This is a genomic window from Companilactobacillus jidongensis, assembly GCF_003946575.1.
Taxonomy (GTDB): Bacteria; Bacillota; Bacilli; order Lactobacillales; family Lactobacillaceae; genus Companilactobacillus; species Companilactobacillus jidongensis.
The window spans coordinates 152,856-171,754 of the sequence record NZ_RHOP01000006.1; the positions used below are offsets into that span (position 1 = coordinate 152,856).

At 36.3% G+C, this 18,899-nt stretch carries 20 protein-coding genes; 2 read left to right on the forward strand and 18 right to left on the reverse strand.

Translation table 11 applies throughout. From position 1 onward, the window contains the following. Window positions 1–8: 8 nt before the first annotated feature. The 4 genes from purK to EKM68_RS05610 form a co-directional block, all read right to left on the reverse strand. Window positions 9–1,130: a 5-(carboxyamino)imidazole ribonucleotide synthase gene (gene purK / locus EKM68_RS05595; RefSeq protein ID WP_125588681.1), complete on the reverse strand. Its 1,122-nt coding sequence runs from the start codon at window positions 1,128–1,130 to the stop codon at window positions 9–11. Continuing rightward, a complete protein-coding gene (gene purE, locus EKM68_RS05600) occupies window positions 1,123–1,608 on the reverse strand; it encodes a 5-(carboxyamino)imidazole ribonucleotide mutase (protein WP_125588682.1) in 486 nt (161 codons plus the stop codon). Before purE ends, purK begins: the two co-directional genes overlap by 8 nt. Before the next feature lie 253 nt (window positions 1,609–1,861). Further along, window positions 1,862–2,092: a YneF family protein gene (locus tag EKM68_RS05605; RefSeq protein ID WP_125588683.1), complete on the reverse strand. Its 231-nt coding sequence runs from the start codon at window positions 2,090–2,092 to the stop codon at window positions 1,862–1,864. Between the two features lie 63 nt (window positions 2,093–2,155). Further along, window positions 2,156–2,398 (reverse strand): DUF896 domain-containing protein, encoded by a 243-nt coding sequence (locus EKM68_RS05610; RefSeq protein ID WP_125588684.1) that lies wholly within the window; start codon window positions 2,396–2,398, stop codon window positions 2,156–2,158. A 92-nt stretch (window positions 2,399–2,490) separates the two neighbouring features. On the opposite strand from EKM68_RS05610, the gene lexA reads away from it, so the two are divergent. After that, window positions 2,491–3,114, forward strand: coding sequence for a transcriptional repressor LexA (gene lexA, locus EKM68_RS05615; protein ID WP_125588685.1), 624 nt, complete (start codon window positions 2,491–2,493; stop codon window positions 3,112–3,114). Between the two features lie 76 nt (window positions 3,115–3,190). Here lexA and rplS read toward each other — a convergent pair whose 3' ends face one another. The 14 genes from rplS to EKM68_RS05685 all read right to left on the reverse strand — a co-directional run bounded on the left by rplS (window position 3,191) and on the right by EKM68_RS05685 (window position 18,362). Further along, window positions 3,191–3,544, reverse strand: coding sequence for a 50S ribosomal protein L19 (rplS, locus tag EKM68_RS05620; RefSeq protein ID WP_125588686.1), 354 nt, complete (start codon window positions 3,542–3,544; stop codon window positions 3,191–3,193). 104 nt (window positions 3,545–3,648) lie between these two features. Next, window positions 3,649–4,386 (reverse strand): tRNA (guanosine(37)-N1)-methyltransferase TrmD, encoded by a 738-nt coding sequence (trmD, locus tag EKM68_RS05625; RefSeq protein WP_125588687.1) that lies wholly within the window; start codon window positions 4,384–4,386, stop codon window positions 3,649–3,651. Next, the gene (rimM, locus tag EKM68_RS05630) at window positions 4,386–4,904 is read right to left on the reverse strand and encodes a ribosome maturation factor RimM (protein ID WP_125588688.1); all 519 of its coding nucleotides are present in this window, start codon (window positions 4,902–4,904) and stop codon (window positions 4,386–4,388) included. The genes trmD and rimM overlap by 1 nt, the downstream gene beginning before the upstream one ends. 71 nt (window positions 4,905–4,975) lie before the next feature. After that, a complete protein-coding gene (gene rpsP / locus EKM68_RS05635; protein ID WP_076616149.1) occupies window positions 4,976–5,248 on the reverse strand; it encodes a 30S ribosomal protein S16 in 273 nt (90 codons plus the stop codon). An 86-nt stretch (window positions 5,249–5,334) separates the two neighbouring features. Then, entirely contained in the window at window positions 5,335–6,771 is a 1,437-nt protein-coding gene (gene ffh / locus EKM68_RS05640) for a signal recognition particle protein (protein ID WP_125588689.1), read from the reverse strand. Between the two features lie 12 nt (window positions 6,772–6,783). Further along, window positions 6,784–7,125: a YlxM family DNA-binding protein gene (gene ylxM / locus EKM68_RS05645; protein ID WP_125588690.1), complete on the reverse strand. Its 342-nt coding sequence runs from the start codon at window positions 7,123–7,125 to the stop codon at window positions 6,784–6,786. 2 nt (window positions 7,126–7,127) lie between these two features. Further along, window positions 7,128–8,522: a signal recognition particle-docking protein FtsY gene (gene ftsY / locus EKM68_RS05650; protein ID WP_125588691.1), complete on the reverse strand. Its 1,395-nt coding sequence runs from the start codon at window positions 8,520–8,522 to the stop codon at window positions 7,128–7,130. A gap of 14 nt (window positions 8,523–8,536) precedes the next feature. Further along, entirely contained in the window at window positions 8,537–12,097 is a 3,561-nt protein-coding gene (gene smc, locus EKM68_RS05655) for a chromosome segregation protein SMC (protein ID WP_125588692.1), read from the reverse strand. A 13-nt stretch (window positions 12,098–12,110) separates the two neighbouring features. Then, entirely contained in the window at window positions 12,111–12,800 is a 690-nt protein-coding gene (gene rnc, locus EKM68_RS05660) for a ribonuclease III (RefSeq protein WP_125588693.1), read from the reverse strand. Window positions 12,801–12,885: 85 nt separating this feature from the next. Continuing rightward, window positions 12,886–13,128 (reverse strand): acyl carrier protein, encoded by a 243-nt coding sequence (gene acpP, locus EKM68_RS05665; protein WP_125588694.1) that lies wholly within the window; start codon window positions 13,126–13,128, stop codon window positions 12,886–12,888. Window positions 13,129–13,141: 13 nt separating this feature from the next. Further along, a complete protein-coding gene (plsX, locus tag EKM68_RS05670; RefSeq protein WP_125588695.1) occupies window positions 13,142–14,155 on the reverse strand; it encodes a phosphate acyltransferase PlsX in 1,014 nt (337 codons plus the stop codon). Between the two features lie 31 nt (window positions 14,156–14,186). Continuing rightward, window positions 14,187–16,223 carry an ATP-dependent DNA helicase RecG gene (gene recG, locus EKM68_RS05675; protein ID WP_125588696.1) on the reverse strand — a complete coding sequence of 679 codons (2,037 nt, stop codon included), beginning with the start codon at window positions 16,221–16,223 and terminating at the stop codon, window positions 14,187–14,189. Between the two features lie 66 nt (window positions 16,224–16,289). Continuing rightward, entirely contained in the window at window positions 16,290–17,927 is a 1,638-nt protein-coding gene (locus tag EKM68_RS05680; protein WP_164509367.1) for a DAK2 domain-containing protein, read from the reverse strand. Between the two features lie 66 nt (window positions 17,928–17,993). Then, complete coding sequence (locus tag EKM68_RS05685) at window positions 17,994–18,362, reverse strand: Asp23/Gls24 family envelope stress response protein (protein ID WP_025024042.1); 369 nt, start codon at window positions 18,360–18,362, stop codon at window positions 17,994–17,996. Window positions 18,363–18,539: 177 nt separating this feature from the next. On the opposite strand from EKM68_RS05685, the gene rpmB reads away from it, so the two are divergent. Continuing rightward, window positions 18,540–18,725 (forward strand): 50S ribosomal protein L28, encoded by a 186-nt coding sequence (gene rpmB, locus EKM68_RS05690; protein ID WP_054641956.1) that lies wholly within the window; start codon window positions 18,540–18,542, stop codon window positions 18,723–18,725. Window positions 18,726–18,899: the final 174 nt, after the last annotated feature.

An 18,899-nucleotide genomic window follows, 5' to 3' on the forward strand; every position in this document is an offset into this window, starting at 1 on the left:
AATTTCTCCTATAAATTCCAAATTGGATTTTCTTCAATACTTTTTTGAGCTTCATTCACGTCATTAGTCAAAATAGTTATATGTCCCATTTTTCGATTATATTTAATTTCATCTTTACCATAATCGTGTAAATGCCAGTCAGAATGATTAAAAACATCTAGTCTAGCATTGGAAAGATGTTGACCTAATAAGTTGACCATAATAGCTGGTTGTAAAAAATTTATCTTTGGCATTGGCAGATTACAGATTCCTCTGATGTGAGCGTCAAATTGAGAAATATTGCATGATTCAATCGTCAAATGTCCAGAATTATGCGGTCTTGGTGCAATTTCGTTAACATACAAATCTTCTTGTGTGGAAATAAAGAACTCCACACACATAGTTCCCACTAATTCTAATTTTTCAGATATTCCTTCCGCAATTTGATGAATGTTTTGACTCAATTTATCGCTAATTCTAGCCGGGCAGATGCTCAAATGAAGAATGTTATCTCGGTGAATATTTTCTATAACAGGGAAAATTGAGGTTTGACCATTAATATTCCTTGACACAATCACTGATACTTCTTTATCCAAGACAATAGTCTTCTCTAAAATACATTCTGACGATTTTACTAAATCATCAATTCCTTTGAATGATTCATCTTCAATTCTTATTTGACCTTTGCCATCATAACCGCCACGAGTTGTCTTGATGATTGATGGGACCCCAATTTTTTTGATTGCCTGTTCAAATTCTTTCATATCTTCAACAATCGCATGTGGTACAACTGGAAAACCATTATCTTCCAAAAAACCTTTTTCAGAAATACGATTTTGCGTTACGGTCAATGCCTTTGTTCCTTGTGGAATATAAGTATACTGAGATACTTCTTCAATCGTTTCAGCATCAACATTTTCAAATTCATATGTCAATACATCTACGTGCTTTGCTAATTCAATTAAAGACTCCAAATCATCATATTCTGCAATGATCTGTGCATCAGATACTTGTGCAGCAGAACAATTATCTTGAGGATCAAGAATAATTACCTTATATCCCATCTCTTTTGCAGATAAAGCCATCATTTGACCTAACTGGCCGCCACCAATGATTCCAATAGTTGAACCTGATAGAGATTGATTATTCAAGATTTTTCCCGCTTTCTACTGATTTGTCATGCATTTGATTTTGATAATCGATTAAATTAATTGCATATTGTTCGTTTTCCAATGCACAAATCTTAGTAGCTAAGATTGCGGCGTTAGTTGCACCAGCGTCGCCAATCGCTACCGTAGCAACCGGCACACCACTGGGCATTTGAACAATAGATAAGAGTGAATCTATTCCATTGAGCGTACTAGATTTAACGGGCACACCGATAACTGGAAGAATCGTTGAGGATGCAACCATACCCGGTAAATGTGCAGCACCACCAGCACCGGCAATAATGACTTTAAAGTGATTTGCGGCTGCTCCAATTGCAAAATCAAGCATTTCCTGCGGCATCCTATGTGCAGAGATTACTTTGACTTCATAACTAACTTCCAATTGTTCCAGTGTCTCAATCGTTTTTTCCATTGTTTTCAAATCTGAAATGGAACCCATGATTATTGCAACATCTTTCATTATTTGTTTACCCTTTCTAATTAGTACTCAAATATTAACAGCTATTATTTTATTTTTCAAGGAAAAGACGTACATTAACATCTATAATTTTAATAATCATTCGTGAATTCGCTTTAAAAAAGAATATTTTAATTATTAAGATTAATATTGTTCGTATATTATTAAAAGATTTATATATAAAATAAAAAAATAGGTAGATCGTGATTAACTTAATAATCAAGATCTACCTACTAAAAATTAAAATATTGAAATTTTACTTTTTATTATTTTCTTTCTTTTGTTGTGCTTTCATTGAGCTCATCAATTGATTTAACTTCTTTTGTGAAGGCTTTTGTCCCATTTGTGCCATCATTTGTTTAATCATATCAGGGCTAATTGGTGGATTATCTTCGAAGTATTTCTTCATGTACCATCTTGCGGCGAAGAAACCGATGATCAATCCAACTAATAAAGCCAAAACTCCAACTGCGATCGTTATTCCCATATCTTATTTTCACCCTTTCCATACATCTTATAATGATACAAAATATTTAATGTAATTAAAAGACTAATCGTCACGTAATCCCTTTTTACGTTGAATTTCTTTTACTTTATTCGGAGTAACTTCTTTTCCTTCTTTGTCATAGACCTTCATTAATTCGATTTGTGATCTAAAACTGGCACGGAAATTTTCCAAATATTCTTTGCGAAGGACAGATTGTTGATGCTCCTCTTCGTGTGTCAATCCGCCATTTTTTGCCTTATGTGCTAATTCATTTATCTTTGCAATTAATTCTTCTTGTTCTTTCATTTATATATCTCCTAATTATACCGAACACTTGTTTGAATTTATATCCTCATTCTGATACAATCTAAATAAGATATTAACAATGAGGTGTTCTAATGTCAAAAGCTGAGGGCTCTAAACAATCCCAAATTTTACAATGCATCCATGATTATTTAGACGATCATGGTTATCCACCAACCGTCAGAGAAATCTGTGAAGCAGTTGATCTATCTTCGACATCAACTGTACACGGTCATTTATCTCGACTAGAGAAAAAGGGCTATTTACAACGTGACCCTACCAAGCCAAGAGCAATTGAATTAACAGTTGCTGGGTTGAATTCAATCGGTGTTAAATCAAAACAAATTCCAATCCTTGGTGCAGTCGCTGCTGGCCAACCAATTACAGCCGAACGTAACCCTGAGGGTTACTTCCCTATCCCACCTGACTTAAACCGTAGTTCCGGTGAATTATTCATGTTGGACATTCACGGTGAAAGTATGATAAATGCTGGTATTTTTGATGGTGACCAGGTTATCGTTCACGAACAAAATACTGCTAACAATGGTGAAATCGTCATTGCAATGACTGAAGATATCGAAGCTACTTGCAAACGATTCTACAGTGAAAATGGACATTACCGCCTACAACCTGAGAATGATACAATGGATCCAATCATCTTGGACAACGTTGAGGTTATTGGAAAAGTTGTTGGATTATATCGTTCACAAATATTCTAAAGTTAAGGATACTCACTTGAGTATCCTTTTTTGATACAAAAAAAGATGCCACATAGGCATCTCTTCAATTGCAATATTAGATATCGCGACGACGTTCCTTGATACGTGCAGCCTTACCCTTACGATCACGTAAGTAGTATAGCTTAGCACGACGTACACGACCATGTCTGATAACTTCAATCTTTTCAACACGAGGTGTGTTTAGTGGGAATGTTCTTTCAACACCAACACCACTACTGATCTTACGAACAGTATATGTAGCACTAACGCCTGTACCGTGTTTCTTAATTACAACACCTTCAAACAACTGAACACGTTCACGTGTTCCTTCAACAACCTTGGCATGGACACGAACTGTGTCTCCAGGGCGGAAATCAGGAATATCTGAACGAAGTTGTTCTGATGTAATATCTTGAATTAATTTATTCATAAAACTCTCTCCTGTTTCGACACTCTTATATATCCTTAATGGTATACAGCGGAATATCGTTAATATGTGTTCAAACACTCTTACAATAATACATTAATTATATTTCAGTGTAAACTATTTTCTGATTTTATTTCTCTCAAAAAATGTTTCTCTTCATTTGACAGTTCAACTGTATCCAACAAATCGGGGCGTCGCTCCAAAGTCTTTCTCAGAGACTCTTTTAAACGCCATATACGAATTTTTTCATGATCACCACTAGTAAGTACTTCAGGAACTTCTTTTCCTCTAAAATCAGCGGGACGCGAATATTGCGGGTATTCCAACAATCCATTTGAAAATGATTCATCTTCAGCTGAAACGGAATTACCTAAAACACCAGGAACAAATCTCAATGTGGCATCGATCATACTCATAGTTGGTAATTCTCCACCTGTCAGAATATAGTCACCGATAGAAACCTCATCCGTTACTAAATCTTTGATTCTTTCATCGAATCCTTCATAGTGGCCACATATAAAAACCAGTTGATCTTCTTTGGCAAAATCCCGTGCCATACTTGTGTTAAAAGTTTTGCCAGCCGGGTCCAGTAAAATAACTCTTTTTTTACCTGGTTTTTGCTTTTCGACATAATCCATTGCGTCATATATCGGTTGTGCTTGGAGAAGCATCCCTGCTCCACCACCATATGGAGAATCATCAACATGGTTTTGTTTATTAGTTGTAAAATCACGAAAATCTACCACATCAATATTAACTAAATCTTTTTCTTGAGCTTTTCCAATCAATGATTCGTCCAAAGACTGAAACATTCTCGGAAAAATACTTAAAATTGTAATATCCATTAGTCTATCAATCCATCCGGAATCTCAACATCGATCTTTTGACCAGCGAGATCCACTTTTTTAACAACATCTTCAATATAAGGAACCAGCACTTCTTTATATTTTGAGCCTTTAACAACCCAAACATCATTCGGACCCAGTTCAATTATTTCTTTAACTTTGCCAATATTACCTAGAACAGGATCGATTACATCTAAGCCAATTATTTGACTATAAAGAAATTCACCTTCAGCGAGTTCAGGCTTCACTTCACTATCAGCAAATAATTCAGATTTAACATATTGTTCCACGTCATTGATGTTGTCATAACCCTCAAATTTTATCAAAATAAAATTCTTATGTTTACGTGAAGACTCTACTACCAATTGTTTTTCAGCACTTCCGGATTTATGTAAGTACAACTTAGCACCTGACTTAAATCTCTCTTCTGGAAAGTCTGTAATAGGTATGATCCGTAGTTCACCCTTAATACCGTGAGTATTAACAATTGTACCCACTCTGTATAATTTTTCGGCCATTGGCTCCTCCGTGATAAATAAATAGGACCTGACAAAACAAAGTTTTATCTGATCCCACTTTTATTATTCAATTATTTTGAATATTTGCTTTCATGATACTTTTGCATAATACCATGTGTCTTAAGCAAGTTACGAACTGTATCTGAAGGTTGTGCACCTTTTTGTAACCAGTCCATGATCTTGTCATCATCTAACTTGATCTCTTCTGGTTGTGAGATTGGGTTGTAGTAACCAACTTGTTCGATGAAGCGGCCATCACGTGGTGCACGTGAATCAGCAACAACGATTCTATAAAATGGTCTTAACTTACTACCCATACGTTTCATTCTAATCTTAACTGACATTTTGTTTCCTCCTAAATACTTAACTTTGTTAGTATACACAAAAAAAATAGAAGTGTAAAGTTTTTTTCTTTACACCTCTTATTTTTTTATGATTTAAAACGTTTGATTTTCTTCAAGCGCTTCTTTTTATTTTTCTTTTGCTTCTTAACCATAGAACGCATAGCCATTTTACCAATTTTTCCGGACATACCTCCGCCCATCATCTGGTCCATACCAGCCATGTTACCCTTACTCATTTGTTTCATCATGTCACGAGATTGCTTGAATTGTTTGATCATACGATTGACTTCTTGAATATTACGACCAGATCCACTAGCAATTCTGCGGCGACGTGATGGATTTAATAGCTCTGGATTCTCACGTTCCTTAGGTGTCATAGAGTAAACAATTGCCTTCAAGTGATCAATATCTTTCTCACCGATACTAACATTTGCCAATTGTGGATTATTCGCCATGCCAGGGATCATCTTCATAATCTCATCTAGAGGTCCCATTTTTTGAACCTGATCCATTTGGTCGATGAAATCATTGAAATCAAAACTGTTTTCTCTGATTTTTTCAGCCATTTCTTCAGCTTGTTTGGCATCATAATCTGTTTGAGCTTTTTCGATAAGAGTAAGCATGTCACCCATACCTAAGATACGGTCAGCCATACGATCAGGATGGAAGACGTCCAATTGATCTAACTTTTCACCTTGACCGATGAACTTGATTGGTTTTCCAGTAACCGAACGAATTGAAAGTGCGGCACCACCACGAGTGTCACCATCTAACTTAGTTAGTACAACACCAGTAATATCAAGTTGTTCATCAAAACCGTGAGCAACCTTAGCTGCAACCTGACCTGTCATCGCATCAGCAACAAACAAGATCTCATTTGGATGTGCTAGTTCTTTGATACGAGCCAATTCATCCATTAACTTGTCGTCGATTTCCAAACGTCCCGCAGTATCAATAATTACGTAATCATTCTTATTCTCTTCAGCTTGTTTCAAACCATTGCGAACAATGTCAACTGGGTCCTTGTCAGTTCCCTCATCATAAACCGGTGCACCAACTTGCTCACCAACGACCTTCAACTGCTCAATAGCAGCAGGACGATAAACGTCTCCTGCAATAAACATTGGACGTGCTTTTTCGTTTGCCATCAAATACTTAGCTAACTTACCAGCGGTTGTTGTTTTACCAGCACCTTGAAGACCAACCATCATAATAATAGTTGGGATATGTGGTGATTTATTTAACGGAACAGCTTCCTCACCCATTAACTTAGTTAATTCATCATCAACAATTTTGATTACTTGTTGTGAAGGTGTCAAACTGTCCATTACTTCTGAACCTAATGCACGTTCTCTAACTTGCTTAACGAATCCTTTAACAACATCGAAGTTAACGTCAGCCTCAAGTAGAGCCATTCTAACTTCACGCATTACGGCACGAACATCATCTTCTGAAAGCTTTCCTTTACCTCTCAGCGAAGAAAAAACCTTTTGTAGTCGTTCACTTAATCCTTCAAAAGCCATCTCTTACTCCTATTATTTTTCATTTATTTTTGAAATACGTCTTACTAATTCGACTAATTCTTTATCTTTAGGATACTTCGTCAAAACAATCCGATCCAATAGACTTGCGATATCATCAATTTCTTGAGTCTTTTGCACTAATCCAAGTTCCTTTTCAAACGATTCTAACAGACTGACTGAACGATGCAAATTATCCATTACCGCTTGACGTGATACATCAAGTTGTTCAGCAATTTCACTCAATGAGAAATCTTCAACGTAATATAAATTAATATATTGACTTTGTTTTTTCGTTAATAAAGAATGATAAAAATTATACAACAAATTTATCTTAGTTGTTTCATTAATGTCCATAATTATTTACCAGAACCGACGATTAGTTCCTTAAATAATCCATAAATAAATTTCTCAGGATCGAAATCTCTAAGATCATCCATTTGTTCACCCAATCCAACCAATTTAACTGGGATGTGTAACTCATTACGAATCGGTAAGACGATACCACCTTGAGAACTACCATCAATTTTAGTCAAAACAATTCCGGTAACGTCAGTTGTTTCATTGAATTGTTTAGCTTGACTCAGAGCATTTTGCCCAGTAGAACCATCCAAGACTAACAACACTTCTTGTGGTGCATCAGGTAGTTCACGAGTAATAACACGTTTGATTTTTTCAAGTTCACGCATTAATCCTTCTTTATTCTGCAAACGTCCAGCAGTGTCAACTAATAGAACATCATAGTCGTCATTTATTGCACGTTGAACAGCATCATAGACGACAGAAGCAGGATCCGTCTGTGGTTTACTTGCTTCAACAGGAACATTTACGCGGCGGCCCCATTCTTGAAGTTGCTCGATAGCGCCAGCTCTAAATGTATCACCAGCGGCCAACAGAACTTTTTTACCTTCTTGTTGGTACCTATGAGCTAATTTACCAATGGTTGTTGTTTTACCAGCACCATTAACTCCAACAAATAAGAAAACAGTTGGTGTTTTGTCACTACTGAACTTCAGAGAATTATCTTCTTCTTTGCCTTCTTCATCATACATATCAACCAATTTACGAACGATAACATCAGAAACATCTGAACGTTTCTTGACATTCTCTAACTTAACTTCTTCACGCAGTTCGTCTGACAATTTCAAAGCAGTTTCGTAGCCAACGTCAGATTCGATCAGCAGTTCTTCCAAATCATCGAAGAATTCTTCATCAACGCTTCTAAAGTTAGCTAGGAATCGATTGAAACGTGCTCCAAATGAGTTACGGCTCTTTTTTAATCCTTCATCATATTCTTTGATGTCGTCATTTTCTTCAGATTCTTCTGAATTTTCTGGTTCTGAATCTGATTCATCAGCTAGTTCATCTAGTTCATCAGATTCAGACTCAGACTCAGTTGCTTCTTCAGGCTGTGCATCGGCGACAGGAACTTCTTTGGATTCTACATTTGACTCCACTGAAGTACTATCTTCAACCGGCTCTTCTTTTTCTTCTACTGGTTCAACCGGTTCATCGGATGTAACCTTTTCAGCTTTCGGCTCTGGCTGCTCAGGTTCTTCAGGAACTTCACTTGATGCAGTTTCCGATTCAGTTGGATCTTCAGTAGTTTCTGATTGATCAGGCTCAGAATCTTCTGCCGCAGCAGCATCATCGGCTTCTTCGCCTTCAACTTTTTCTTTTGTTTCTTGTTCTTTTTTATCTTCTTCTTCGTCTTTACCGGTAAAAGCTTTTTTTATTCGATCAAAAAGTCCCATTAATTAATCTCCTTTTAAGCGTCTTTGTTAATGTCTTTTAGTGAAACCGAGAGCATTCTTGAGACTCCGGATTCTTCCATTGTTACGCCATATAAACGATTTACATTCATCATTGTACCCTTACGGTGAGTAATAACAATAAATTCAGTATTTGCATCATAACGATTTAAATAGTTTGCAAAACGATAAACGTTAGCATCATCCAATGATGCTTCAACCTCATCCAGAATACAAAATGGTACAGGATGAACTTTGATGATTGCAAACAGCAACGTTATTGCAGTCAAGGCTTTCTCACCACCAGATAACAAGCTCAACCGTTGAAATTTCTTCCCAGGTGGTTGAGCAATGATTTCAATTCCTGTCTCTAACAAATTGCTAGGATCAGTTAGAACTAACTTAGCACGACCGCCAGCAAACATTTCAGGAAAAATCACTTCGAATGCGGCACTGATTTCGTCAAACGTCTTCTTGAAACGAGTTGTAACTTCATTGTCCATCTCTGACATTGTATCTAACAATTGTTGTCTAGCTTGTAACAAATCATTTTGCTGCGTTGTTAAGAATTCATAACGATCTTTTACTTTATCATATTCTTCGATTGCAGATAAATTAACCGTTCCTAACTCATCAATTCCCATTTTCAACAATCTTGCTTCTCGTTTGAGAGTTTCGGGATCAGAATCTTGTTGCTTAAGATTCTTCATTGCGGCTTCATATGTCAGTGAATAGTCTTCTGACAATGTATCCAAGCGACTGTCAATTTTGTTAGCCAACTTAGTAACAGCAATTGCCAAACTTTCTTGTTCATCAGATGCAGATTTTTGTAGATCAAAATTACGCTGAGCCTTCTCATTTAGTGAGGCTGCTTGCTCGTCTTTTTCACTTCGCTGTGTCTTCAAATTATCTAAATCAGCCTGCAACCGCTTGATCTCATTTTCAAATTGTGTTGTTTTAGCTTTGATTTCAGCATTTGACATACTTAACTGATCTCGTTCTGAATTCAATTGGTCCAAGCGAATTTCTAATTCTTTGATCTGTTCATTTGAGGCAGATATTTCGCTTATCAAACGTTCCCTTTGAATCTTTTCGTTATCAAAATTACTATTAACGACCGCAAGATTGGTCTGCGTCTTTTGAATATCATCATTGATTTGACTTAGTTCTGAATCGAAGTCCTTCAAAAGCTTCTGTTTGGCTTCGATCTCTTGTTGAACATCGGCAACTTGTTGTTTCAGCTTATCAGCATTTTCAATTTGTACATTAAGTTCATTTTGTAATTCATTTTTTTCCGAGTTATTTTTATTAGCAGTATATTGCAATGCATCCCTTTGTTCTTCAAGATGTTTTGCCTCGTTAGTATATGTCGATAGTGAGCTACTTAGCTGACCTTTCTTTTGATTGAAGTCAGCCAACTTACTCTCAATTTGTTTCTTTTCTTCACGTAGATCAACTAGTTTTTGACGCAGATCGACCACAGCTTGTTGTTTCTGATCAAGTAACATTTCTTGTTTGGAAAGCTTGGCATTCAATGATGTCAACTCGTCCTTACGTGTCAAAATGCTTGAGTTTACCCGACGTTGCTGTCCACCAGTCATTGATCCGCCGGCATTGACCACATTACCATCCAAAGTTACTACACGGTACTTGCGATTTACAGCTGCTGAAACCCTTGTAGCTGCATCAATATTCTCAGCAATCAACAAATTACCCAGAATGTTTTTGACAATATTCGATACTTTGTCATCAAACTTAACTAGATTGCTTGCCACTCCAACATAACCAGTAACTTGTTCAGCATTGTTCAGATCAGTTGCATAAATGGTTCTCGCCTTAATGATATTAATTGGTAAGAAAGTCGCACGTCCGCCGTTTCGTTTGCGTAAATAAGCAATTGCTTGTTTAGCAGACGCTTCATCTTTAGTAACGATAGATTGTAACTGATTACTGACAACCGTTTCGATTGCCAATTGATACTTACTTGGCACCTTGATCAATTCAGCCACTGCGCCAACGATTCCACCGATTTCATTTTGATTATTTAAAACATTTTTAGCACCTTCAAAAAAGCCAACATGCTCTTGCTCCATGTTTTCTAAAACCGTCTTACGTGCCTTTGTCTCTTGAAGATTCTCCAAAAATTTTAAATACTCTTGATTCTCAGCAGTACCTGTTTCAGTAATTTGCTTAATGCTATTATCAATTTCATCATTTTTTTTGATTAAATCTTGATTATCATTGATTAATTTTTGTAGTTTTGCGCTGATTTCAGTGGTTTTATTGGTTGATTCTTTTAAATCAACCTCAATATCAGCCATCTGATGTTCAGTATCTTCATTGGAGGCTTGAATTCTATCTAACTGGCGTTGCGTATATTTTTGATCATTACCAGTAGAAACTTGTTCTTGCAACGTATTAACATATTTATCACGTAGCTCTGAAATATCATCTTTAATCTGTTGAGGTGTCTTCTTTTGTAGTTGTGTTATTTCTTTCAGCTTTGTCTCAAACTCATTGATTTGTGATTGATACTCAGAAATTTTTTCATTACATTCAGTTAATTTGGCTTCATGTATTTTTTTATCAGCCTTAATACTTTTCAACTGTTCATTTAAAGAAGTTTGATTAGTTGTATTGAATCCATTTCTCTCATCAGAAACAGCGATTTGACCATTCAAGATTTCAAGTGATTGTGTCTTTTTAACCAAATCTGATTGACTAGCATCAATTTTTTTTGCTAATTTACTGATTTGATCACGATTATCAACCACTTTTTTATTAGAAATTTTTACTTGTTGTTCAATATTTTGCAAACTCATTTTAACTTCACGTAGTTTGGATTCCAACTGGCGCTTTTCTTTAGATAAATCTTTTATTTCAATCGTTAATATTTGTTGATAAATATTATCATATTTGCTTTTTTGCTCTTTATAATCTCGAGCAATACTAGCTTGTTCTTTTAATGGTTCTACTTGCTTTGACAGTTCTGAAACAATATCAGATACACGATGCAAATTATCAGTCGTTTCACTTAATCGATTCTCGGCCTGTGTTTTTTTCTGTTTAAATAATGCAATTCCAGCGGATTCTTCAATAATTGAGCGACGCTCAACTGGTTTACTATTGAATATTTCTTCCACTCGTCCCTGAGAAATAGTCGAAAATGACTGCTTACCCATGCCAGAATCCATAAACATTTCAGTTATATCACGGAGGCGACACGACTTATTGTTGATTGAAAATTCAGTATCACCATTTCTGAACAACTTACGTTGGATCGTAATATTGGTCTGGTCAGACTTTAACTCCCCATTAGAGTTATCGAACTCCAATGTAACTTCAGCATGATTCATCTGTGTTCGTGTTGCACTTCCGGCAAAGATAACATCTACCATCTTGTCACCACGTAGGCTCTTAGCTGATTGCTCACCCATTACCCAACGAATTGCTTCTGTAATATTTGATTTTCCACTTCCATTGGGTCCTACAATACCGGTGATTCCACTTGTAAAATCAATCTTTGTCTTATCAGCAAAAGATTTAAACCCATTGATCGTTAATGATTTTAATGGCATAAAATAAAAACTCCTATAATTCTTCTAACGCTTGTTTAGCAGCCATCTGTTCTGCATGCTTCTTACTATATCCAAATCCCTTAGACAATATTTTGTCATTAACAATCAATTCTATTTCAAATTTTTTGTCGTGATCTGGACCTTCTTCGTCGATTACTTTGTAGTCGATCTCAACTTCACCTGACTGTTGTAGCTTTTCTTGCAGGTGAGTCTTAAAATCAGTATCTTCTGAGAATTCACCTGAATCGATGTGTGGATAAACAACACTTTCAAGGAATTCTTCAACAGCTTGGTTACCTTGGTCCAAGTATAATGCACCGTTAAATGCCTCAAAAATATCTTCAAGTAAAGTATGTCTCTGACGTGCACCTTGCTTTTCTTCACCTTTACCGATCAACAAATACTTGTCGATTTGAATTTGCTTAGAAAACTTGGCAAAGCTATCCGTTCTAACAATGTCAGATCTTAATCTAGTTAATTTTCCTTCAGGTAGTTGGGGATATTTTTCAAACAAGTATCTTGAGATGTTGATTTCCAAAACGGCATCCCCAAGGAACTCTAGTCGTTCATAATTACCTATTCCTAATTCTTTGTGTTCGTTGTCAAAAGAAGAATGAGTCATAGCACGCTCAATCAACTTCTTGTTGTTAAAAGTAATACCATAATTCTTTTCTAAATAATCTAGAAATTTTTGATCTAGCATAACGCGTCCCCTTTCCAATAACCTTAATTATACTAAACTTTTACACTAAATAATTAAATGGCGAAAAAAATAAGACCTAAAGGTCTTATTTTTGATGACTCATGATGTAATCAACAGCGTCACCAACTGTTTTGATCTTCTCAGCGTCTTCATCAGGAATTTCTGCATCAAACTCTTCTTCAAGTTCCAAAACAAATTCTACCAAATCAATTGAATCTGCATCCAAGTCTTCAGTGAACGAAGTCTCTTTCTTTATCGCACTTGCATCAACTTCAAATTTGTCGGCGATTAGTCCAACGATCTTATCGTAAATTTCTTGTTCTGACATTTAACGAATCTCCCTATTTATCTTCATCTTTTTTGTTCATTTGTTCAAAGTAAGTATTAGCTTTGTTAATCGTGTCGTTTAGCAACATATCATAAATCTGCTTAACTGTATAGAAAACTGTCTTACTATCGGCAGCACCATGAGCTTTGATTACGGGTGATTTCAAGCCAAGTAAGACTGCACCACCAGCATGAGATGTATCAAACATATCACGAAGTCCCTTCAATGAAGGAGCAACAATAGCTGCACCCATTTTAGTAAAGAAACCATTGTTTAGCAAGGCATGTTTCATTTCTTTGAGGAGGACTGTAGCAGTACCTTCAGTTGCCTTCAATGCCGCATTACCAGTGAATCCATCAGTAACAATAACGTCAGCAACACCATTCAAGATATTATTTGATTCTACATTACCAATAAAGTTGATACCTTCAGTGTTAGACAACAGTTTGAAAGCTTCTTTATGAAGAGTATCACCCTTATCTTCCTCAGTGCCATTGTTCAATAATCCTATACGGGGTTCTTTGATCTGTTTGACATCGCGAGCATAAATTGAACCCATAACTGCCCATTGTTGTAAATATGCCGGTTTAGCTTCTGCGTTAGCTCCGACATCCAATACATTAACGCCTAATGCTGAATTGGTTACGGGCAAAGTTGGCATCAAGGCTGGTCTTTCAACTTGTTTGATACGGCCAATGATAAAAATACCAGCGGCCAATAAGGCTCCTGTATTACCAAGCGACAACATAGCATCTGCTTCTTTAGCTTTAACAGATTTTGCAGCTAAGACCATTGAAGAATTCTTTTTAGAACGGATCGCCTTAACTGGCTCATCAGTTCCGAGAATTTCTTCATCCGTGTGAACAATAGAAATACGATCACTGTTCTTCAAATACTTCTTGATTTTAGTTTCGTCACCATACATTACAAATTCCAAATCAGTCCATTCGTCACGAGCTTTTTCGATTCCCTCAACAATAACTTGAGGTGCATTATCTCCGCCCATAGCGTCTACTGCAATTTTCATTCACTAATTCCTCACAAATCTAATTATTTTTTTAGTCAAAATTATTTAATTGATCAAATTCATCATTCAAGAATGATTTTAACACTTTGTTTTCTGGATTTTCCATTGCTTGTGGATCCTTAAAAATTTGTTCAGCTTCAATTTGAGCTGTCTGCAAAATATTAAAGTCTGCAATTGGATTACCAACTTTGAAATCCGGCAATCCGGATTGCTTGCTACCAAGCAAGTCTCCAGAACCACGCATCTTCAGGTCTTCTTCAGCCAAAACAAATCCATCATTAGTTGAGGTTAAAATCTTCATGCGTTCTAAGGCGACGTCGTTCTTTGGATCCGCAATCAAAATACAATATGACTGCTTCTCACCACGGCCAACACGGCCACGCAACTGATGCAACTGTGATAGTCCAAAGCGGTTGGCATCATATATTACCATAACTGACGCATTTGGTACATCGACACCGACTTCTATAACGGTTGTCGAAACCAACACATCGATCTCTTGATGACTGAACTTATTCATTATATCTTCCTTGTCATCATTGGACATTTGACCATGCAACAGACCAATCTTATATTTTGGCGCATACAATTCATTGAACTTATCATAAATCAACTCAGCGTTTTTCAAATCAATCTTTTCAGATTCAGATATTAATGGCGTAACAACATAGACTTGAGCATGGTCTGCCAGTTGTTTTGAAACAAATTTATACATTTGTTCAACTTTTTGGCCTCTTATCCAATAAGTTTCGATTTTTTTTCTGCCAGCTGGAAGTTCATCAATTCGAGAAACTTCCATATCTCCATACGTTGTGATTGCTAATGTTCGAGGGATTGGCGTTGCTGTCATTGCTAGAACATCAGGGTTATTTCCCTTTTCACGTAACGCCTTACGTTGATTGACACCGAATCTATGCTGTTCGTCGATCACAATCAAACCAAGATTTTTGAAATCAACGCTATCTTGAATCAATGCGTGCGTTCCAACAATTACATTAGTTCGGCCTTCACGAATATTTTCAGCTATCGTATCATGTTCTTTTTTTGTTTGTGAACCAGTTAGAATTGCCGTTCTAATGTGTAGCTTTTCTAATAAATTACCAATTTTTTCAAAATGCTGCTGTGCCAAAATTTCAGTTGGTGCCATAATTGCAGCCTGAAAACCTGCGGTCACGGATGCAAGCATTGCAATTACCGCAACAATTGTTTTACCAGAACCAACATCGCCTTGCAATAGTCGATTCATATGATGATCTGACTTCATATCAGCTAATATTTCATTAACCACACGACTTTGTGCATCAGTCAATTTGAATGGTAATGTCTCGACAAATTTATTAACGTAATTTTCATCATAAGCTTCAACTAAACCATCATTTTCTCGCTCATCCTTCGACTTTACGCTTTGAATTCCACATTCAAACAAGAAAAATTCTCTAAACTTGGCACTCCGACGGGCTGATTCATTTTCATCCTCACTATTTGGAAAATGCATACCCTTAACCGTTGCACGATCATCCATCATTTGATACTTTTCTAATAAATGTTCTGGAATAATCGATTCAATTTCATCTTGATACTTATCAAAAGCCAGTTTAATTAGACTGACTAATGTTTTTTGATGAATATTCTTGTTAACTGAGTATACCGAATCAATAGTGTCTTGTTGGCTACTGCCAATAACTTTCATCCCAGTCAGTGCACGTCTATTCTCATTCCATTTGCCATAAACTGCAACTTCATTTCCAGTTTCAAATTTATCTTTCAACCATGGTTGATTAAAAAATGTCGCCATAATTGATTCATTCTCAACCAAAATTCTGACATTCAAACGATTCTTTTTATATCCAAATCTCACAACAACAGGTTCACTTGCGACAATACCTTTTAGTAAGATCTTTTCTTGATCAACCGCATCGTCTAATGACTTAACTTCCATGTCTTCATAACGAAAGGGAAAATAGAATAATAAATCATAGATACTGTTGATTCCTAGAGATTTGATTGCATCTAACCTTTTAGGACCTACTCCCGGTAATTCAGCAACTGATATTTCTCTTAAATTCATTTTCCCCTCCTCATACAAAAAAGAGACTAGAAGTAGTCCCAGCCTCATTTTGTTTGATTAAATTAATTATTCAACAGCGATCATATATGGATATACTGGTTGATCACCTTGGTGAATCTCTGTTTCTAAGTCAGCATACTTATTATCTAAATAATCGGCAAATTTTTGTGCGTCTTCAACATTACCATCTTGTCCAACAAGAATAGTAATGACTTCACTGTCATCGTCAATCATTTTATCAAGCATTTTTTCAGTTGCAGAAATAATATCTGCATCATCAACCAAAATCTTGCCATCAACAATTCCCATATAATGACCCGTAGTAATCTTCAAGCCATCGATTTCAGTATCACGAATTGCTTGAGTTACTTGGCCACTCTTAACAGTATCAAGTGAGTCTTCCATGTTGTCCTTGTTGTCGTCCAATTCAACTTCAGGATTAAATGACAACATCGCAGTCATACCCTGAGATATTGTCTTAGATGCTACGATTGCAACCGGAATATTAACTAATTCAGCCGCCTGTTTTGCAGCCATGACAATGTTTCCGTTATTTGGCAAAATAAGTGCACGCTTAGCATTAGCATTATTGATTGCATCAACGATATCGTTCGTTGAGGGATTCATTGTCTGTCCACCACTGATGATATTAGTTACACCGAGACTTTCAAACAACTTCGACAAGCCTTCACCAGATGAAACAGCAATAACAGCATAATCAACTGGTTTGTTACTTGCTGGTGCAGCGGTTGTTTCTTCATCATCTTCAACAATGGTTTCATGTTGAATCTTCATATTATCGATCTTGATTTTGGTTAAAGCACCGTATTTCCTACCAGCGGCCCAAACTTTTCTTGGGAAGTTAGTATGAACATGAACCTTAACAACTTCATCATCAGAAACAACAATCAACGAATCACCAATTTCACTTAGATAATTACGTAATTTTTCATTATCGAATTTTTCGTCTGAAGTTGGATCTACACCCAACTCAACCATCATTTCAGTACAGTAACCATTGGCGATCTCATCAGTATTGAACTGACCCTGTGCTGATTGATGATGAGTAGCATTGACCATTTCACCCATTTCAGTTTCATCAGGTGTATATGCTTCATCGCTGGCTTCTCCGGATATTCCTTCTAAGAATCCTTCGTAAATAAAGACTAGTCCTTGACCACCAGAATCAACTACGCCGACTTCTTTTAGAACTGGCAATAGTGACGGTGTTTTTTCAAGTCCAACTTTGGCACCTTTGACAACAGCTCTCATAACTTCAACGGCGTCTTTTGTTTCTTTAGCTTTCTCAACACCAGCATCAGCTCCAAAGCGAGCAACTGTCAAAATCGTACCTTCAACTGGTTTCATAACAGCCTTATAAGCTGTTTTAACACCATCATCAAAGGCTTTTGCTAAATCATCTGAGTTTAAAGCTTCCTTAGCTTCAATACTCTTAGAAAAGCCTCTGAATAATTGAGAAGTAATAACTCCAGAGTTTCCACGTGCACCCATTAGCAAGCCCTTAGCCAGCGCTTTACCCAATATTCCTACATGTGTACTCTCTGATTCGTTTACAGCCTTAAAACCGCTTTGAACGGTTAAGCTCATGTTTGTTCCAGTATCACCATCTGGTACTGGAAAGACATTTAGTGAATTAACAAATTTTGCGTTCTTCTCAAGTCTGTGTGATGCCACACGAACCATATCGGAAAATTCATTTTTGGTAATAAGTTCTTTGCTCAAAAGTTTCCCCTCCAACTAGCGTAATACCTATTTAATGTCATCTAGAACTTTGATTCCTTGAACATATACATTAACAGTGCCAGCTGGTGTTCCAAGCATTGTTTCTAGATTATATTTTACTTTTTCTTTTAAATTCTTTGCAACTTCAGATATTTTAATACCATATCCTACAATTATGTAGACATCAACGGCAATTTTATCATCCTCTTGATGAATAACTACTCCGCGTGAGAAATCTTCACGATTTAAAATTGTGTTCATCCCGTCGCGTAATTGATTCTTGCTTGCCATACCTACAATTCCATAGATATCTAACGCAGCTCCACCAACGATCGTTGAAACGGTATTGGTTGATACATCAATTTCACCATGTTTTGTTTTTATTGTAACTGCCATTTGGGATCCTCCTATCTTGGATCTAACTATCATAAACATTAAAATTCTATCATAGCATGTTTTTGAATTAAAGATTTATGACACATTATTATTCAAGTGTTGTTTTTATTTTTAGTTTATGGTAAATTAGTCAGGTGATATTTTAAAGAAAACATGTAGCCAAAGGAGGTCGGTCCCATGGCAAAAGATATTATTACAGGCCGTAAGACAGTGTTTGGTAACAAACGTTCTCACGCTCTTAATCAATCAAAACGTTCTTGGAAGCCAAACTTGCAAAAAGTTCGTATCATGATTGATGGTAAGCCTAAACGCGTTTGGGTTTCAGCTAGAGCTTTGAAATCAGGAAAAGTTACTAGAGTATAATTATCATATAATTAACTAAAAAAGACTAGCAATTTATTGCTAGTTTTTTTTGTGTTCAAAAATAAAAGAAGATTCCATTACGGAATCTTCTTTTATTGGCTCTTTGTCAAATAGTATTGATGAATAACTTTTAACCATAGGCATCCTCATTGAGGATGCCTATTTTCATGCACA